Annotated in this window: 15 protein-coding genes and 1 tRNA gene; 12 read left to right on the top strand and 4 right to left on the bottom strand. The window is 23.5% G+C overall.

Annotated features, from left to right (window positions below; genetic code table 11):
* Positions 1-137 precede the first annotated feature (137 nt).
* Positions 138-219 (top strand) — tRNA-Leu (locus tag ABNS14_RS03295).
* A 171-nt stretch (positions 220-390) separates the two neighbouring features.
* Here the strand turns inward: ABNS14_RS03295 and ABNS14_RS03290 are convergent.
* Complete coding sequence (locus ABNS14_RS03290) at positions 391-1722, bottom strand: MATE family efflux transporter (RefSeq protein ID WP_348666309.1); 1332 nt, start codon at positions 1720-1722, stop codon at positions 391-393.
* Positions 1723-2936: 1214 nt separating this feature from the next.
* On the opposite strand from ABNS14_RS03290, the gene ABNS14_RS03285 reads away from it, so the two are divergent.
* The 5 genes from ABNS14_RS03285 (at position 2937) to nadR (ending at position 8163) form a co-directional block, all read left to right on the top strand.
* Positions 2937-4229 carry a NupC/NupG family nucleoside CNT transporter gene (locus tag ABNS14_RS03285; protein ID WP_348666308.1) on the top strand — a complete coding sequence of 431 codons (1293 nt, stop codon included), beginning with the start codon at positions 2937-2939 and terminating at the stop codon, positions 4227-4229.
* Positions 4230-4629: 400 nt separating this feature from the next.
* The gene (locus ABNS14_RS03280) at positions 4630-4914 is read left to right on the top strand and encodes a hypothetical protein (protein WP_348666307.1); all 285 of its coding nucleotides are present in this window, start codon (positions 4630-4632) and stop codon (positions 4912-4914) included.
* A 392-nt stretch (positions 4915-5306) separates the two neighbouring features.
* A complete protein-coding gene (locus tag ABNS14_RS03275) occupies positions 5307-5492 on the top strand; it encodes a hypothetical protein (protein WP_348666306.1) in 186 nt (61 codons plus the stop codon).
* Between the two features lie 487 nt (positions 5493-5979).
* A complete protein-coding gene (deoD, locus tag ABNS14_RS03270; RefSeq protein ID WP_348666305.1) occupies positions 5980-6690 on the top strand; it encodes a purine-nucleoside phosphorylase in 711 nt (236 codons plus the stop codon).
* A gap of 228 nt (positions 6691-6918) precedes the next feature.
* The gene (gene nadR, locus ABNS14_RS03265) at positions 6919-8163 is read left to right on the top strand and encodes a multifunctional transcriptional regulator/nicotinamide-nucleotide adenylyltransferase/ribosylnicotinamide kinase NadR (RefSeq protein WP_348666304.1); all 1245 of its coding nucleotides are present in this window, start codon (positions 6919-6921) and stop codon (positions 8161-8163) included.
* 416 nt (positions 8164-8579) lie between these two features.
* On the opposite strand, the gene ydiK is transcribed toward nadR, so the two are convergent.
* The gene (gene ydiK, locus ABNS14_RS03260; protein WP_348666303.1) at positions 8580-9644 is read right to left on the bottom strand and encodes an AI-2E family transporter YdiK; all 1065 of its coding nucleotides are present in this window, start codon (positions 9642-9644) and stop codon (positions 8580-8582) included.
* Between the two features lie 1450 nt (positions 9645-11094).
* Between ydiK and sufA the strand changes: the two genes are divergently transcribed.
* The 6 genes from sufA (at position 11095) to ABNS14_RS03230 (ending at position 17169) form a co-directional block, all read left to right on the top strand.
* The gene (gene sufA, locus ABNS14_RS03255; RefSeq protein WP_348666302.1) at positions 11095-11460 is read left to right on the top strand and encodes a Fe-S cluster assembly scaffold SufA; all 366 of its coding nucleotides are present in this window, start codon (positions 11095-11097) and stop codon (positions 11458-11460) included.
* Between the two features lie 56 nt (positions 11461-11516).
* Entirely contained in the window at positions 11517-12962 is a 1446-nt protein-coding gene (gene sufB / locus ABNS14_RS03250) for a Fe-S cluster assembly protein SufB (RefSeq protein WP_348666301.1), read from the top strand.
* Positions 12963-13006: 44 nt separating this feature from the next.
* Positions 13007-13753, top strand: a complete 747-nt coding sequence (gene sufC, locus ABNS14_RS03245; RefSeq protein ID WP_348666300.1) for a Fe-S cluster assembly ATPase SufC — start codon at positions 13007-13009, stop codon at positions 13751-13753.
* 675 nt (positions 13754-14428) lie between these two features.
* Complete coding sequence (locus ABNS14_RS03240; protein ID WP_348666298.1) at positions 14429-15685, top strand: SufS family cysteine desulfurase; 1257 nt, start codon at positions 14429-14431, stop codon at positions 15683-15685.
* Between the two features lie 33 nt (positions 15686-15718).
* Positions 15719-16135: a cysteine desulfuration protein SufE gene (gene sufE, locus ABNS14_RS03235; protein ID WP_348666296.1), complete on the top strand. Its 417-nt coding sequence runs from the start codon at positions 15719-15721 to the stop codon at positions 16133-16135.
* A gap of 86 nt (positions 16136-16221) precedes the next feature.
* Positions 16222-17169: a L,D-transpeptidase family protein gene (locus ABNS14_RS03230; RefSeq protein WP_348666294.1), complete on the top strand. Its 948-nt coding sequence runs from the start codon at positions 16222-16224 to the stop codon at positions 17167-17169.
* A gap of 79 nt (positions 17170-17248) precedes the next feature.
* Here ABNS14_RS03230 and ABNS14_RS03225 read toward each other — a convergent pair whose 3' ends face one another.
* Together ABNS14_RS03225 and pykF are read right to left on the bottom strand one after the other, a co-directional pair.
* On the bottom strand, positions 17249-17485 hold the full coding sequence (locus ABNS14_RS03225; protein ID WP_348666292.1) for a major outer membrane lipoprotein: 237 nt from the start codon (positions 17483-17485) through the stop codon (positions 17249-17251).
* Between the two features lie 246 nt (positions 17486-17731).
* The gene (gene pykF, locus ABNS14_RS03220; protein WP_348666290.1) at positions 17732-19144 is read right to left on the bottom strand and encodes a pyruvate kinase PykF; all 1413 of its coding nucleotides are present in this window, start codon (positions 19142-19144) and stop codon (positions 17732-17734) included.
* Between the last annotated feature and the right edge of the window lie 517 nt (positions 19145-19661).

The following is a 19661-nucleotide window of genomic DNA, read 5'->3' as shown; positions in this document are numbered from 1 at the left end:
AAATTTTCGTTTTTAAAAATAATTTTAATAGATATTGTATATATATTGATTGAATTAAAATTAAAATTTTTATTAAAACATAACTTGTTTTTTATGTACTAATGATTATAATAATATTTCTTTAATTTTAAAAAAAAGCCGAAGTGGCGAAATTGGTAAACGCAATTGATTCAAAATCAATCGCCTTATGGTTTGCCGGTTCGATCCCGGCCTTCGGCATAAAAATATTTTTTGATAATCAATGAAATCTTTTTTAGTATTTCTTAAAAAATTTTATTAATTTCTGATAATTATTAATTTTTTAATGTATAAATAGTGTTTAAATTTGTTTTTTTATTTTTATAAAATATAATATATAAAATATGTATAGCATTATATACTTTTATGTTGCTAATTTTTTTTTTGCCAATATTTAGATTTCCATCGCCAAGTATTTAGTAAACCTCTTAGCCATTCATCACATAAAAAACCAAGCCAGATACCTAATAATCCAATTTGCATTTTTATACCTAATAAATAACTAATTGGAAGTGCTATTCCAAACATGGAAACTAAAGCAACGCAAAAAGGAAATTTAGCATCTCCAACAGCACGTAAAGCATTTACCATGATAATGTTCACTGTTCTTCCTGGTTCTAAAAAAACAGATAATAAAAAAAGCGGAAGTAATAATGTCATTATTTTGGAATCTTGAGTAACTATGTTTAATATAGATATACGAAATAACCAAAAAATGAAAACAATACAAATTGTAATACAAAATCCCCATTTTAAACTTTTAAATGCTCTTTTGTATGCATCTTTAAAACGTTTAGATCCAATTAAATGTCCAATTATGATTTCATTACCAATGCTGATAGAAATTCCAAATAACATGATGAATAATGACAATTGAAAATAAATCGTTTGTGCTGCCAGGAATATTTCTCCCATTATACCAATAAAAGCAGAAGCAATAATATAATGTAAAATCCATACTAAATTTTCACCTGCAGAAGGAATCCCGATATGTAATATTTTATTAACTATTTTTTTTGACCAATTAAAAAGTAAATTAGGAGAAAATTTAATTTTTAATTTGCTAAAAAGTAGAAAAAAGAGTAATATGGTAGCTATTATCCGACCAATAGTAGTAGAATATGCAACTCCAATTAATCCATATTTTGGTAAATCAAAAAAACCATATAAAACAATTACATTACCAATAATGGTTATGACATTCGCAATAAATGTTGCCCACATGGCAGGTTCTGATTTTCCATAAACACGTAAGCAAGCAGCTAATATAATTGATATTGCTTCTGGGATTAAACATAAACCAAGTACATGTAAGTAAGCATAACCATCATGTAGTAAATGTATTGGTGTATTCATTATACCAAGTATTTTATGGCCCAGAAATAAAATAATTACAGCACCTAAAAATCCTAATAAAAAATTAAAAGCAATAGCAATATGAATGGCCTGGGTTGCTTTTTCTGTTTTAATTGCACCTAAATATTGGGCAATAACAACGCTGCATCCTATGCTAATAAAATTAAATATAGTTATAAAAAGATCAAAAACTTGGTTTCCTACACCCATTGCAGCCAAATATGATGTAGAAACATGACTTACCATGTAAGTGTTGATAAGTAAAGTGGAAAAATGTAATAGAACATCAATAAAGATGGGCCAACTTAGTGAATACAGTGAACGTTTGGTAACATCAAATGAATGCATTATGCACCTTTTTTGGTAAATAAGAAGGGTTTTTATGAAATATATAAGGATAATTAAATATTTTACACATTTTTTTGTATGATAATTTATTATTTATTTTATTGTTATAAATAGAAAATTATATTTTCATAAATACATTTAAGTATGTTATATGATAAAATAATGTTATTAACAAATAGCATTTTAAATTGCATTAAATAAAATTAGATAATTTTTTTTAAAATATTGATATATAATTTTTATATTTTTTTTATATTTTATATAAATATTTTATTTTTTTGTAAATTATAATGTTTCATTTTTTATTAAAAATTATCTTAATAATATGATTAAATGCATTTTAGAATGCTCATATATTTATGTATAAAATAATAATTGCAATTTTTTTGATTTTATCATTATTTTATATATAAAAATTATTTTTCTATAATAAAAATTATATCAAAGTATTAAATGTATTTTTTTGTTTTTTTGATATGCTCATAAAAAAATAAGTAAATATTTAGTATAATAATTTTATATCTATTTTTTAGATATATATTTAATATAAGAATGTTAATGGTTTTATAAATGTTATTTTAAAGATTATGATATTAGGTATTTTGTATTATTTTTTAATATTTATTGATTTTTAAAACATAAAAAAAGTAAAAAATATGTTTTTTAGTATTTTTTATGCATCTAATTTTATTTGATATCTAATGTATTATTTTTTATTGTATTTATGTATAGATATAATAATAACTATTAATGTTTTTAAATTTATATAAATATATTTTTTGTGTAATATATTTCGTAAAAACATAAATATTATATTTATTTTTATAAAATACATATCTAAAATCTTTTTCTTTAAAATTAATTATAGTTGTGATCATTTGTTTTTAAAATTTTTAATTTATCTATCAATTTTAAAAAAAGATTTAAATAATAATTAATAGATTTGATACTTATTATATTATCATAAAATATAGAATATGTTTTAAAAATTTAATAAAATACTGATATGAGAATTTGAATTTTCATTATATTATTATATATAATAAATATTTTTTTAAAAAGCAATTGAAGATAATTTTCTAAATTTAGGATTAAAAATTAAATTTTTTATCAATATTGTTTAATATTTTAATTTTATAGCAAAAAAAATTGTGTTAACTAAGTTTTAGCAAACTTTAGTTATAGATTGATTTAATCAAATAGAGATATAATTTATGCAATGTATCATGAGTATGATAGGAATGATAGTATTAATTTTCATTGCTATTATTTTTTCTAATCATCGTCGATCTATAAAATTACGTACTGTTTTAGGTGCTTTTTTAATTCAAATAATTATCGGAGCATTTGTTCTTTATATTCCATCTGGTCGTAATATTTTAATAATATTATCTGATGTAGTGTACAGTGTCATTGCTTATGGTCAAATTGGGATAGATTTTATTTTTGGCGCTTTGGTATCTGACAAAATGGTAGATTTGTTTGGCAGTAGTGGTTTTATTTTTTCTTTGCGTATTTTGCCTATTATTGTTTTTTTTTCTTCATTAATTTCAGTATGTTATTATCTTGGTATAATACAACTTTTTATCAAAATTGTAGGTGGTTTTTTTCAATGGGTGTTAGGAATTTCACGCACTGAGTCTTTATCTGCAACGGCTAATATTTTTATTGGACATACTGAAGCTCCTTTAGTAATTAAACCTTATATTAGCACTATGACAAATTCTGAGTTATTTGCTGTTATGTGTGGCGGACTATCTTCAGTCGCTGGTTCTGTATTAGCAGGTTATTCCCAAATGGGGATTCCAATGGAATATCTTATCGCAGCTTCCTTTATGTCTGCTCCAGGAGGGATATTATTTGCTAAATTGATTGTACCTGAAACAGAAAAAATTTGTAATGAAATTAATATGATTTATGTAAATAATAATAAGGAAGAAAGTCCTATTAATATTATTGATGCTGCTGCATCTGGTGCTTCTACTGGAATTCAACTTGCTTTAAATGTTGGTGGTATGCTTTTGGCATTTGTTGCATTAATTGCTTTATTAAATGGTATTTTAAGTGTAATTGGAAATTGGATGAATATAACTAATTTTTCATTAGAATTAATTTTAGGATATATTTTTTCACCAATTGCTTATCTTATTGGAATTCCATGGAATGAAGCAAAAATTGTTGGTTCATTTATTGGACAAAAGTTAGTTATGAATGAATTTATTGCTTATATGAATTTTAGTGAATACTTAAAATCTGATAATGATCTTATTTTGACAGGTAAACAAGTGCTTTCTGAAAATACAAAAGCAATCATATCTTTTGCATTATGTGGTTTTTCTAATTTTTCATCAGTTGCAATATTATTAGGTTGTTTAGGAGGTATTGCTCCAAGTCGTCGTAAAGATGTTGCGCAATTAAGTTTAAAAACAATATTGGCCAGCTCTTTATCAAATTTAATGAGTGCTACGATTGCTGGCTTTTTTTTATCATTAGGTGCTAAATTATAAAATAATTTTGTTTTTTCTATACTATATTTGAAAATGATATAAAAATATTTTAAAAAAACAAAAATTAAAATAATATTTAAAATTTAATTTTAATAAAAAATATAAAAATTGATTTTATCTTAATATCGTAATTAATTAGTGATTTTTTTTATATTTTTATGATTATGAAAATAGATTTTTTTATATCATAATTTTTTATTTATTAGAATAATTTATTTTATTTTAATTCCATGTCAATATATATATTTGATTTTATTTGATAAATTACTACAGCTTATATTTTATTACCCATGATATAATATATGATATTTTTTTTGAAAATTTTAATAAACTGATTCTTAAAAATATTATTTTTTTATAAAAGTTATATTTTTATATTTTTTTAAATACAATAACTATTGTGTTCAAATTCGTTAATGCAGCAGGAAATTACGAAGCGTATGTTTATTTTTTTTTAATTTTTTTTGTATTAGGAGGATTTCCTAATGCGGATAAATTTGGCGATATCGGCGTTAATTTTTTAGTAAATATCGCTAAAGCATGTACGAAAGGAATGGAAGATCATGGCACAAAAAGTAAATTATATTTACCAAATTTATCGCGTTTAGGTTTAGGTAAAGTTGTAGAAAAATCATCAAATATATTTCTAGTAAGAATAGAATATTCAACTAACATTATTAGTTAATATGCTTATGTTAGTTTTTTATCTTGAGGTAAAGATACACTTTCGGATTGATTATTGAAAACTTAAAGGAGTTTTTGTTTTATGGAATGGAGATATTTTAATAAAAAATAAAAAAGTTTTCTAAAAGAGTTAAAGTTTTCTACAAGAGTTATTGAATAAAGTTATTTAAGTAACTTATTTATCTTTTGTTTGGTTAACTTGGTAATTGTCATATTTTTGGTATAATAATTTTAGATTAATTAGGTAAAATTCAAATAAGAATTTGTAAACCTATTTTTTCATCTCTTCTAATTCTGGTTTTTAAATAGCATATTATTAAATTTTTTGTTCTGAAAAATCTTTATAAAATTTTAAAAATACTAAGAAAAATTTTAGATGATGATGTTTATAATATGACTCATCTTATAGCTCGTTCCTTTATAAAAGAACAGTGGTTTTTTCAATATAAAGGTAATGGTTTTGATTATTCTGTTTTATCTCCTATAACGGATACTTTTTTAAAAGATTATATAAAAAAAGCTAAAATTGTTGGAATTAAAAAAAAATGCAAATATTTATACACATGTAGGGATCCATAAAAAAAATAAAGGCAGTAGGGATTAAAATTGTATTAAATACTACTTTCAGAAGATTAAAATAGTTTAAAATGATACTATAATATTTATTATTTTTTGATTTTGATTCTTATTATGAAAATTGTTGTGATGCTGTTGATTATGCACGAGAATTAAAGTTATTTGATTGTTGGTTATCAGAAATATTAAAATTTTTAAAAAAAGATGATTTTTAAAATATTAAAGTTGATCATGGTTGTGATTTAATGTGAACAGGATCTGATTATATACAAGATAAAATATTCTTGTTCTTATTTGTGGAAAAATAAAAAAAAGGTAGATTAAGTTATCGAAAAAATGTTGATGTTGTATGAACAATTGCTAAATATTATAGTTTATTTCTAATAAAAAATGGGGAGACATTATTGTAAAAATCAAATAAAAATATTGTTGAATATTTTTTTTAGTTATGTACAAATTTTTAATTTATCAAAATATACATAGGATATTTATGAGTACTCCACATATACATGCTTCAATTGGTGATTTTTCAAATATCGTTTTAATGGCAGGTGACCCTTTACGTGTACAATATATTGCAAAAAAATTTTTGAGTAATGCTTATCAAGTAAATAATATTCGTAGTATGTTAGCTTTTACTGGAGATTATAAAGGTCGTATAATTTCTGTAATGGGGCATGGAATAGGAATACCTTCTTGTATATTATATGTACAAGAATTAGTAGTAGATTTTGGTGTTAAAGTGATATTGCGAACAGGATCTTGTGGTGCTATTGCTAGTGATGTAAAATTGAGAGATATTATTGTTGGTATGGGAGCATGTACTGATTCTAAAGTAAATCGTTTAAAATTTAATGATAATGATTTTGCTGCTATTGCAGATTATGAGATGATTAATAATGTAGTTTCTGTTGCTAAGAAAAAAAACACAAATATTCGTGTAGGAAATATTTTTTCTACCGATCTTTTTTATCAAACTAAAATAGATTTTTTTCATAAAATAAAAAAATATGGTATATTAGGAGTAGAAATGGAGGCTGCTGGTTTATATGGTACTGCAGCAGAATATGGCATAAAATCATTAACTATATGTACTGTATCTGATAATATTTTTACTGGTGAAAAAATAGCTGCAAAAGAACGAGAAAATACATTTAATGATATGATTGAAATTGCATTAGAATCATTATTATTAATTTAATTTTTGAATTGATGCTTAAATTTATTTTTTGAATTTAATATCACTCTTTATTTTAAGATAACATATAAATATTAATACAATGAATATTGTATATTACATTTAATCTTAAATCTAATTTTCTATTTTTATTATATAATTTTATTCCTACTATTTGATATTTTATTATGTACTGTTAAGAGATTTTAAAAGAGATATTTATTTATAAAAAATATTTGTTAGGAAATAATTATGAAACAGTTTGATTATTTAAAAGAAGCAATTAAGCAAACTGGTTATACTTTAGACATAATTTCTTCTATTTGTGATATTTCTCTAGATTATTTAAATAATTTAATTAGTAGTAAAATTAAAAATCCTAGCATAGAAAAACTTACTTCTTTGCATCGTTTTTTAAATATTAAACATCCATTACAATCTTCAAAAATTGGTATTATTTTTGGTAAATTTTATCCATTGCATACTGGACACATTTATCTTATACAACGTGCATGTAGTCAACTTGATGAATTATATATTATTTTATGCCATGATGAGAAATATGATAAAGCTATTTTTGTAGATAGTTCTATGTCACAACAACCTACAGTAAGTGATAGACTTCGTTGGTTATTACAAACTTTTAAATATCAGAAAAATATTTATATTCATTCTTTTAATGAGAATGGAATAGAACCATACCCCAATGGATGGGAATATTGGAGTATGGAAATGAAAAAATTTTTGATAAAAAAAAATATTCGACCACAATTGATTTATTCTGGGGAAATAAAAGATGTTCAGTATTATAAAAAATATTTTGGTATGGAAGTTATACTAATTGATCCAGATCATACATTTATGAATATTACTGGACATCAAATTAGAAAAGATCCATTTCGTTATTGGGAATATATTCCAACAGAAGTAAAACCTTTTTTTGTTCGTAAAGTAGTGATTTTAGGTGGAGAATCAAGTGGTAAATCTACTTTAGTAAATAAATTAGCTAATATTTTTAATACAACTAGTGCATGGGAGTACGGTCGTGATTATATTTTCTCCCATTTAGGTGGTGATGAAAGAGCATTACAATATTCTGATTATGACAAAATTGCTTTAGGTCATATAAAATATATTGATTTTGCAGTTAAATATGCTAATAAAGTTGTTTTTATTGACACTGATTTTATTACAACTCAAGCTTTTTGTCAACGATATGAAGGTAAATCTCATCCATTTGTGCAGGCATTAATTAATGAATATCGGTTTGATTTGGTAATTTTATTAGAGAATAATACACCATGGATTTCTGATGGATTACGTAGTTTAGGTAGTGATAAAGAACGTACAAATTTTCAAAATTTATTAATTAATTTATTACTTAAAAATCAAGTAGAATTTGTTGTTGTGAATTCTCCTGATTATGATGTTCGTTTTTTACGTTGTATTAAGTTAGTGCAAAATTTACTCATGATGGATAAGCAATCTTGTTTTTAGTGAATTCATTTTTTATATTATATTTTTATTTTTCTTGTAATTATTTTTGATAAAGTTAGGTTATTTTAAAAATATTTCTAAAAATTTAATTTATTAAATTTTATACTTAAATAAATGTATTAATATTTTTTGATCTTATTTATATGATATAAATTATGGATATAATAAAAATATTTTAATTAATATAAATTAATATAAATTAATATAAAAGAACAAAAAATAATAAAAAATATGGCGTCTTATTTTTTTTGAAATGAAAGAATCAAAAATAAATAATTTGGCATTAAATAATGAATATTAAAATATATTAAAGAATACAACATTTTTTTATTTTTTAAGAAATAATATTTACAAAAATTATTTAAGAAATATTAATTTGACAAAATAAAAAATTGTTTTTTATTTAATAATGATTTTTATTGATATGGTTTAGAAACTTCATGCATCCAAGCAATTAATAAATTATTAGATATAACTAAAACAACTGGTCCAATAAAAAGTCCAATTAAACCAAACGATAAAATACCACCAATTACACCAATCAACATCAGTATCATAGATGAACCTCCTTCTATTTTTATTAATATAGGACGTAAGATGCCGTCTATGATCGAAAGTATGATGCTCCATATTATCATCATAATACCCCAATGAGTATTACCTGAATAAAATAACCATATTATTGATGGTATCATAATAACCAATGGTCCAATTTGTGCTACACAACATATAAAAATAAGAATAGTTAATATAGCCGTATAAGGTATTGCAGCTAAACATAAAGCTACGCTACTAATAATTGCTTCTATTAATGCTATAATGATTACACCTAAAGCTACAACTCGAATAGATTTCCCAGCAAGTTGAATGGTTTGTTCACCTTGTATCCCAGCAAGTCTAAAAGCAAAATGACGAACATTTAATATAATATGGTCACCTTTTAGATAGAATAATCCAGTAAATAGTAACATAACGATCAGATGAAATACAAAACGTCCAATATTAATTAATTGTGTCAAAAACCAAATAATAGTTTCTCCAATATAAGGTTGTAATTTCCCTATAAATAAGTTTCCTCTGTTGATTACTAATGTGTGCCAAGCATAATAAAGTTTATTACCTATTAATGGTATGGTTTCTAACCAAAAAAAATGTGGTAGTTGAATATTTTTTGGAGATTTTGCCCATTCAATTAATGGTCCACTGTTTTGCAAAATACTGCCAATTAATATTCCTAATGGAATTACAAATAATAAAATGATTAATGATATCATTATTATACTTGCTAACCATTTTTTATGTTTTATTTTTGAACTGAGTTTCATAAATAGTGGCCAGGTTGTAATTACAACCATAACTGCCCATAAAAAACCCAATATAAAAGGTTTTAATATAAAAAAACATGCAATTATCATCAATAAAATAGCTATTATATTAAAAATAAATTTTGGTAAATCATTGTAATATGGAAGTTTTTTCATATAAGCCTTATATATGGAGATTATTTTGAATATTGTAATTTTTTTTTGATTATTAATGATTTTTTTTAAAAAAATATTCTTATTAAAATACTTATTATTGATAAGATTTTGATGGTAAATTTTAGTTAAATAGTATAATTGTTATATAAAAAAATGTAATTGATTTAAAGGATGAAAATATTTTTATAAAATATTATAGATAAATATTTTAGTAGATTATTTAAATAAAAATGTTATTTGTAAATAATTGATTTTTAAAGAATATTTTCTCTATTTTAAATAAAAATAAGTATGTTTTTTTGTGATGATTCTAACATAATAATGTTGTACAACATCTATAATATACTGATTATTTTATATTTTTTATATCATATACTAATGAAGCAATAATTTTATGATATTTATTATATAACCATTTTTTTTTGTTGTATCAGTAATTAAATATATTGTTTTAGATTAAAAATATTTTACATATATACTTTTTAATGATAATTTAACATAATTTTAAAAAATATCATAAAATTTAATTATATTTTTATATGTTTATTTAATTTAAAAAGGTTTTTCTGTGATTTTTTTTAATATTTTTTAATAAAAAAATTAAAAATAAAATATCTAATAAATAAATTTGTAATTTTTTGTATTATTGAGAACAAAAAATATATTTAAATGTTTTCAGTTATTAATATTAGTATTTAATATATAAAAAATTTTTAATTTGAATAATCTATTTTTATATATTTTTTGTGTTATAATATTTTTTTGTTATTGGAATTATTTATATATAATGTATGACCAAGAATGTTAATTTTTTGTAAAAAATATAAATTATCTTTTAAAAATTTTATATATTTAAAATATATATTACATAAAAATTAAGACGGTTAAAACTATTTTTTTACAGTAATGATTATTTTGAGATTAATTATTTTATTTATATTCGTTAGTTAATTTCTAATTTTTGTGCAAAAATTAAATTAAAAAATGATATTTTTTTGTGCTTTTTGATTTTTAAAAAAATCTTAATTTTTTACTATTTTTATTTAAAACTTCATCAATTAAAAAAATATTTATAATTTTTTAAAAATCTTATATCTAAGTTTTCATGGAATCTTACAAAAAAATACATATGTATGTTATTATATATATACATAAAAAATATTAGTTTTAAGTAAGAATTTTTTATTTTTATAAAATTTTTATAATATATTTATCTGCAGATATTGTTAAAAGTTTTTCTTATTTTTTATAAAATTTAAAATTTTTATGAACATTAAATTGATATTATTAAAATAGGAAGTAAATATTTTGTTTAATGATTATATTAAATACTTATATAATATTTAAATAAAACAGAAAAATTTATTAGTAAAAAAATTATAAAAAATAAAAGTAATCTGCTTTTTTATAGTGATAAATAGTTAAATTACTAATTAGTAGAGGGTTTAAAATGATTAATCATACTGATTTTTCATGCAATAAAAGAACTTGGCATGGGTTAAGTATAACAAACAAAGCTGCTTCTCAAATTCGTAAATTAATGAAAAAAAATCCAAATAGTCAGGGGTTATTAATTAATATTAAAAAATCAGGATGTGCAGGATTTATTTATGCAATTACATTGATCAATCATACAACTAAAGAATATTTATTATTTGAAAATAATGGTGCTAAAGTTTTTGTTTCTTTAAAAGTAATACCCTTTATTGATGGAACTGAAATTGATTATGTTTCTGAAGGACTTAATCACGCATTTAAATTTAATAATCCTAAGGCTCAACATGCTTGTGGGTGTGGTGAAAGTTTTGCTATTTGAATAAAAAAGTAAGTTTTGAATAAAAAAGTAAGTAATATATTAAAGTGAATTAAATTATGTCACATCGTAATCTAGAAGATGATCTTGATCATAAAATATGGTTAAAAAAAAATCATTATAAAGAAGGATTTTCTACTCAAATAAAAACCGATAAATTAGATGTCGGTATTAATGAAAATGTTATTCATGCTATTTCTCATAAACGTAATGAACCGGACTGGATGTTGCAGTTTCGTTTAGAGGCTTATAAATATTGGTTAAATATGGAAGAACCTCATTGGTTAAAAGGTTATTACCCAAATTTAAATTATCAAAAATATTCTTATTATTCTGCACCAAAATGTAATCATTGCCAAAATAATTATTTAACTAAAGAAGTGGAAGATGCTTTCAATAAGTTAGGTATTCCAGTACGTGAAGGTAATTTTATTGCAGTAGATGCCATTTTTGATTCTGTTTCTGTTTCAACAACTTATCGTAGTACATTAAAAAAATATGGGATAATTTTTTGTTCATTAAGTGAAGCAATACAAAAGTATCCTGATTTAGTAAAAAAATATATTGGTAGTGTCGTATCAAATCAAGATAATTTTTTTGCTTCATTAAATGCTGCAGTTGCTTCTGATGGAACATTTGTTTATGTACCCCAGGGTGTGCAATGCCCTATGGAATTATCAACTTATTTTCGGATCAATGAAGAAAATACAGGTCAGTTTGAACGTACTATTTTAATTGCTGATAAGGGTAGTTTTGTTAGTTATATTGAAGGATGTTCAGCTCCTGTTCGAGATACTTATCAATTACATGCTGCAGTTGTTGAAGTTATTGTACATCAAGATGCACAGGTCAAATATTCTACTGTACAAAATTGGTTTTCTGGTGATACGAATAAAACTGCTGGAATTTTGAATTTTGTTACAAAACGTGCTTTATGTAAAGGTAGAAATTCTAAAATGTCATGGACACAGTCTGAAACAGGATCAGCTATTACTTGGAAATATCCTAGTGTAATTTTGCAAGGAGATAATTCAGTTGGTGAATTTTTTTCTGTTGCATTAACCAATGGTATACAACAAGCAGATACTGGAACGAAGATGATTCATATTGGTAAAAATACTAGTTCTACTATTATTTCTAAAGGGATTTCATCTGGTCGAAGTCAAAATAGTTATCGCGGTTTAGTAAAAATATTACCTAGTGCAGAAAATTCTAGAAATTATACTAGATGTGATTCTATGTTAATTGGAAAAGAATGCGGTGCACATACATTTCCTTATATAGAAGTTAAAAATCATAATGCAAAGTTAGAGCATGAAGCTACTACATCTCGTATTGGCGAAGAGCAACTTTTTTATTTTTTGCAACGGGGTATCAGTGAAGAAAATGCAATTTCTATGATCGTCAATGGTTTTTGTAAGGATGTTTTTTCTAAATTACCACTAGAATTTGCTGTTGAAGCACAAAAATTATTAGCGATTAGTTTAGAAAAAAGTATTGGTTAATAGTTTTTATAAAAAAAATACTGGTTTCTTTAAAGGATTAGGCAATGTTGAGTATTAAAAATTTGAATGTTAGTGTTCAAGGTACCACCATTCTCAAAGAAATAAATCTAGAAGTAAAAGTAGGTGAAATACATGCTTTGATGGGACCTAATGGATCAGGAAAAAGTACATTGTCTTCAACTTTAGCAGGACGTGATGAATACAAAATAGATAAGGGTGAAATTTTTTTTAAAAATAAAAATTTGCTTGAATTATCTCCTGAAGAACGTGCTGGAGAGGGTATATTTGTAGCATTTCAGTATCCAGTAGAAATTCCTGGTGTTACTAATAAGTTATTTTTACAAACAGCTGTTAATGCAGTGAGAAAATATCGTAAACAAGAATTGTTGGATAGATGTGAGTTTCAGGATTTTATTGAAGATAAAATGCATATTCTTAACATGACTGAAGATTTATTAGATAGATCAGTAAATGTAGGTTTTTCTGGTGGTGAAAAAAAAAGAAATGATATTTTACAAATGTTTCTTTTAGAACCTGTATTATGTATTTTAGATGAAACTGATTCAGGTCTTGATATTGATGCATTAAAAATAGTTGCAAATGGAGTGAATATATTACGTACTTTAGATCGGTCTTTTATAATTATTACTCATTATCAACGTATTTTGGATTATATAAAACCTGATTTTGTACACGTATTATATGAAGGTAATATAATTAAATCTGGTGATTTTAAATTGGCAAAGAAATTAGAATCACAAGGTTACGGATGGCTTATTGATAAAATTTAAAAATAATGTATTTGAAAAAATCTAATTAATAAATTTTATTTTATTTCATTAATAATCCCGTTGTGTTTTTTGTTTTTTGATTTTTATTTATAGTTATCTGTAACAACAAAAAATTGTTATTTTTATTTTTGTCAATAGATGTTTTTTTAAAAGATATTAAAGTAAATTATAAATAACATTAATTTTTAATATATTAAAAATTAAAATAATTTCCTAAATCCTTTGTAGAAATACTTATCATATAAAAATTTTTGCTTGTATTAATTACTGAATGATATGTTTTATTTTTTTTGAGTATTTTGTTGATTAAATTTGATATTCATTAAGTATGTAAAAGCTTTTTTTATAAAAAAATATTTTTGATAAGTAAAAATATTAATTATAATAATTTAAATTATAAAAAATATATTTTCTCTTAAGAAAAGAAACCGAGTCATTTTATTTAAAATTATATTGATTAATACTTTAAAAGTAATACTGTATACTCAAATATAATAAATATTTTAAATATATAAATTAATTTATAATATATACGTAAATTTTTTGAATATTGATATTAAAAATATAAATAATATCTGAATCATCTTTTATTTATATCAATAGATATTGTCAATAATTTTTAACTAAAACACATATCACGAATGTTATTAATTAATTTGTTATCAGAGATTTAATATGGCATTTTCAGTAGAATCTATTCGTAAAGATTTTCCTATGTTAGCAAAAATTATAAATGGTAAACGATTGGTTTATTTAGATAGTGCTGCTAGTGCACAAAAACCTATTCAAGTAATAGAAAAAGAACGTATTTTTCTTTCTGAACATTATTCTGCTATACATCGAGGTATTCATACTTTGAGTACTGATGCAACAATTATGGTAGAAAATATTCGTAAAGAAGTAGCTAATTTTATTAATGCTTCTGCTGTTGAAGAAATTATTTTTGTGAAAGGAACAACTGAAGGTATAAATTTAGTTGCTAATAGTTATGCACATACTTTTATTAAATCAGGAGATAATATTATTATTAGTCAAATGGAACATCATTCTAATATTGTTCCATGGCATTTGCTTGCAATGAAAATTGGTTTTAATATTCGCGTATTACCTATAAATAAAAATGGTAAATTAATTTTTGAAAAATTAGACAAATTAATTGATAGTAAAACAAAATTTTTATCTTTTACACATATGTCTAATATTTTAGGTACTTTAAATCCAGTGAAAGATATTATTAATTATGCAAGAAAATGTGCAGAAAAAAAAACAGCAAAATTATCAATTTTAATTGATGGTGCACAAGGTATTATTCATAATATTGTTGATGTGCAAGAATTAGATTGTGATTTTTATGTTTTTTCAGCACATAAATTATATGGACCTACTGGTATTGGTATTTTATATGGTAAAAAGTCTTTATTAGATAATTTACCACCTTGGGAAGGTGGTGGTGCTATGGTTAATACTGTACATATGAATTTAAAAAAATCACCCATACTTAATATTACTTATGAAAAAACACCATGGCGTTTTGAAGCTGGTACTCCTAATATTGTTAGTATCATAGGTTTAGGTGAAGCTTTGCGTTATGTTAATAATATCGGTTATGCAGAAATATATAAATATGAAAGTGAATTAATGCGATATACTATATTTTCTTTAAAAAAAGTTAATTCTTTACATATTTATGGTTCTGATGAACGTCAAGGAGTTGTTGCTTTTAATTTAGGTAATCATCATGCTTATGATGTAGGAACTCTCTTAGATAATTACGCTATAGCAATACGAACAGGTCATCATTGTACATTACCATTGATGGATTTTTATAAAGTACCAGCAATGTGTCGGATTTCTTTAGCTATTTATACAAAAAAAGAAGAAATCGATTTTTTGATAGAAATTTTGCAACATATTGAAAAATTATTAAACTAATGAATGTATTAGAGCATACATAAGAGTAAAATAATGTCTAGCTTACCTGATAAAAATAAATTGTTATGTAATTTTTTGCGTTGTAAAAATTGGGAAGAACGTTATCTTTATTTGATTGAATTAGGAGAAAAATTATTACCTTTAACTGATGAACAAAAAAAATCTAAAAATAAAATTACAGGTTGTCAAAGTCAGGTATGGATTGTTATGAACGTTGATATTGATGGTAAAATTCAATTTTTAGGTGATAGTGATTCAGCTATTGTTAAAGGTTTAATTGCACTTATAATAATTATTTTTCAAAATAAAACTGGACAAGAAATTTTAAATATAAATACCAAAAATTTTTTTAAAAAATTATCATTAGAGCAACATTTAACACCATCACGTAGTCAAGGGCTATATGCTATTATTAAAACTATCCTTCAACGAACTAAGAAAATTATCTAACTTAAGATCTTAAATATTTTGAATAATTTATGTTATCAAAAAGTTACGAGAAGTATTATTTAATATATTTTTTTTAAAAAACATATATGAAAAAGAAATTATTTTTTATCATTTTATGGGCTTTACATAGTATTATGGTAAATATTAGTGCTACTGAATATCTTTTACCATCTACGACTACGCACTTAATTGGTGAGAATATTAATTATACTATTCCCAGTGATGGTCGAACATTAGAAGCGATTGCAACAGAGTTTCATATAGGTATGCTTGCTATGTTAGAAGCTAATCCAGGAACAGATCCCTATTTGCCTAAAGCTGGAAATACATTAATCATTCCATCACAAATGTTATTGCCAGCAACGAAACATGATGGAATTGTTATTAATTTACCAGAATTAAGATTATATTATTTTCCTAAAAATATAAATAAAGTTATTGTTTATCCAATTGGTATTGGTCAATTAGGAGCTGATACACCTACAATGTTAACTACTGTAAATCAATTGATTAAGAATCCTACTTGGACTCCTACATCTGATATTCGTAAACGTTATGCTATGGATGGGGTGATTTTGCCAGATGTTTTACCTCCTGGAGTTGATAACCCCATGGGACTTTATGCTTTACGCTTATCTTATGATAAAGGACAATATCTTATTCATGGTACTAATGCCAATTTTGGTATTGGATTACGTGTTAGTTCTGGATGTATTCGTTTGAGATCCGAAGATATAAAAACATTATTTCATTCTATTCCTTTAGGAACCCGTGTACAAGTAATTGATGAACCTATTAAATATCATAAAGAATCTGATGGTAGTTATTATATAGAAGTACATCAACCATTATCAAAAACAGAGTACGATGATCCACAAACAATGCCATTAGTATACAGTGATGAGTTTAAATTTTTTTTAGAGCAAGAAGATATTGATAAAAAATTAGTTGATGAAGTTGTTGCACGACGTTCTGGAATGCCGGTAAAAGTCAATAAAATAAATTGTAATGATATAAATACTTTTCTAAAGTAAAAACCTTTAAATAATAAGGCACCTATATTTTAGGTACCTTATTTATCAATAAATACATCAAATGTTATAAATAATTAAATTATTTTTTGTATGTACGTACTTGATTGTCTAAACGTTGATTAGCACGATCAGCTTCATCTTTAGCAGTTTGAACATCAGTGCGTAATGATTCAACATCATTAGATAATTGATCAACTTTGCCATTTAATGTTTGTACATCAGAGGAAAGTTTATTCATTTGATTGCTACTTGAACAACCTGCTAATAAAAAAGCAGTCAAAAAGATAGAAGTTAGTGTAATTTTAGTACGATTCATTATATTATCCTTTAAATTTAGTTAATCTCTGAGTAGTAAAGTAAGTATGACACATTTCTATCAAAACAGAGAATATTTTTCTCTTTTTAACTTTCAATTATTAGATCTTTTTTAAAATTATCTAAAATTCTTATTTTTTCTTATAATATAATATTAATTTAATAATTTAAAAAATTTTTATAAAATTATTTATAATGAAAATATATATATTTTTTTCGGTAATAAGAAATTTATTTTTAAATGAGCTCATATAATATGGACAGATGATGTATTTGTTGTACCACTTGGTACCAATGCACCGGAAACCATAACTACTATATCACCCTTTTTACTGAAATTATTTGCTAAAGCAATTTTTTTTCCGATATGATAAAAATCATCTGTAGAATTAATTTTTTTTACTATTTCTGGAATTACACCTTTTACTAAAGATAATTGACGTGCTGTTTTTTCATGAGTAGTTAAAGCCAGTATAGGTGCTTTTGGAAAATATTTACGTATTGATTTTGCAGATTTTCCACCATAGGTTGCCACTATAATTAACTGAGCATTTAATTTTTCTGCTATTTCTACTGCTCCACGGCAAATAGCTTCAGTAATTCCTATAATTTGATTTTTTTGTTTATCATTTATACGGCTTGGCATGACTTTATCGGTACGTTCACAAATAGTTGACATAATTTTTACTGCTTCAATAGGATATTTACCTTTTGCACTTTCCGCAGAAAGCATAACTGCATCGGTACCATCTAAAATAGCATTAGCTACGTCACCTGCTTCAGCACGTGTAGGTAATGGATTTTTAATCATAGAATCTAACATTTGTGTAGCAGTAATGACAATTTTTCTTGAAGAAATGCATTTGTTAATCATCATTTTTTGTGCAAAAATTACTTCTTCTACTGGTATTTCGACACCAAGATCACCTCGTGCAACCATTATACCATCAGAGGCTTCTAAAATTTTATCAAAATTATTTAATCCTTCTTGATTTTCAATTTTAGAAATTATTTGTATATTTTGACCTCCATGTTTTTTCAGATAAGCACGAATTGTTTCTACATCAGTATGTTTGCGAATAAATGAAGCAGCAATAAAATCAACATCTTGTTGACAACCAAAGATTATATCTTGTTTATCACGTTCCCCTAGTATTGGTAAATTAATTGATATTCCAGGTAAATTAATACTTTTATTTTCACCTAAATTTCCATTATTGAGTACTTGACATATGATATTATTTTTTTTGATAGATGAAATTTTCATAGCAATTAAACCGTCATCAACTAAAATTTTATCACCTGTTTTTACTTGATAAGGCAGATTTTGATAAGTAACAGCTACTCTATTTTTATCTCCTATAACTGACATATCAGTAGTAAAAATAAACTTTTGTCCTGATTTTAAGAATACATTATTTCCATTTTTAAGATGCATGGTACGAATTTCTGGCCCTTTTGTATCTAATAATATTGTTGCATGTTGATTATTTTCTTTACAGACAGTACGAAAATTTTTTATTCTCCGACTATGTTCTTGATGATTCCCATGTGAAAAATTTAGTCGAATAACATTCATGCCAGCATTTAATAATTCTAAAAGTTTTTTTTTAGATTCAGTTTTTGGACCAATAGTACAAACAATTTTTGTTTTTTTCATGATAATTAATCTATAGATTCTTTATAATGTTAATTAATTGTTTATATTATATATTTTGATATAAAATTATTATATACTATACTTTTAAATATAAGCAATAAAATTTTATATATAATAGATATTGTATTTTATTGACGTAGTGATTTTTGTTGTTTTTCGATGAATTTTTATAGTTTTTGAATATGATATTAATTGTTAATTCTCTAAAAAGAAAACTTATGATATGTTTTATAAATTATTTTTAATTTTTTTTATTTTTATGAATGTTCATTCTAAAATCTTCATATGCTAAAATCTTCATATGATGATTTTTTAAAAATCAAAGATTTTATCATGAAATGATAAATTTTGCAAATTAAAATTATTATTTTAAATAATTTTTTAGTATTAAATATGATCAATATTTATTTTATGCATTAATGATTTTTTCAAAAAATATTTATGATTATATTAAATCTAATAATCTTTCAAAAAGTGATGTATTTTTATATAATCAAAAAAAAATCTGTTGTTGACT

Source organism: Arsenophonus symbiont of Ornithomya chloropus (genome assembly GCF_964026495.1).
Classification (GTDB): Bacteria; Pseudomonadota; Gammaproteobacteria; order Enterobacterales; family Enterobacteriaceae; genus Arsenophonus.
Note: the sequence above shows the minus strand (reverse complement) of the source record. Positions and strands in the feature narration are given on the sequence as shown.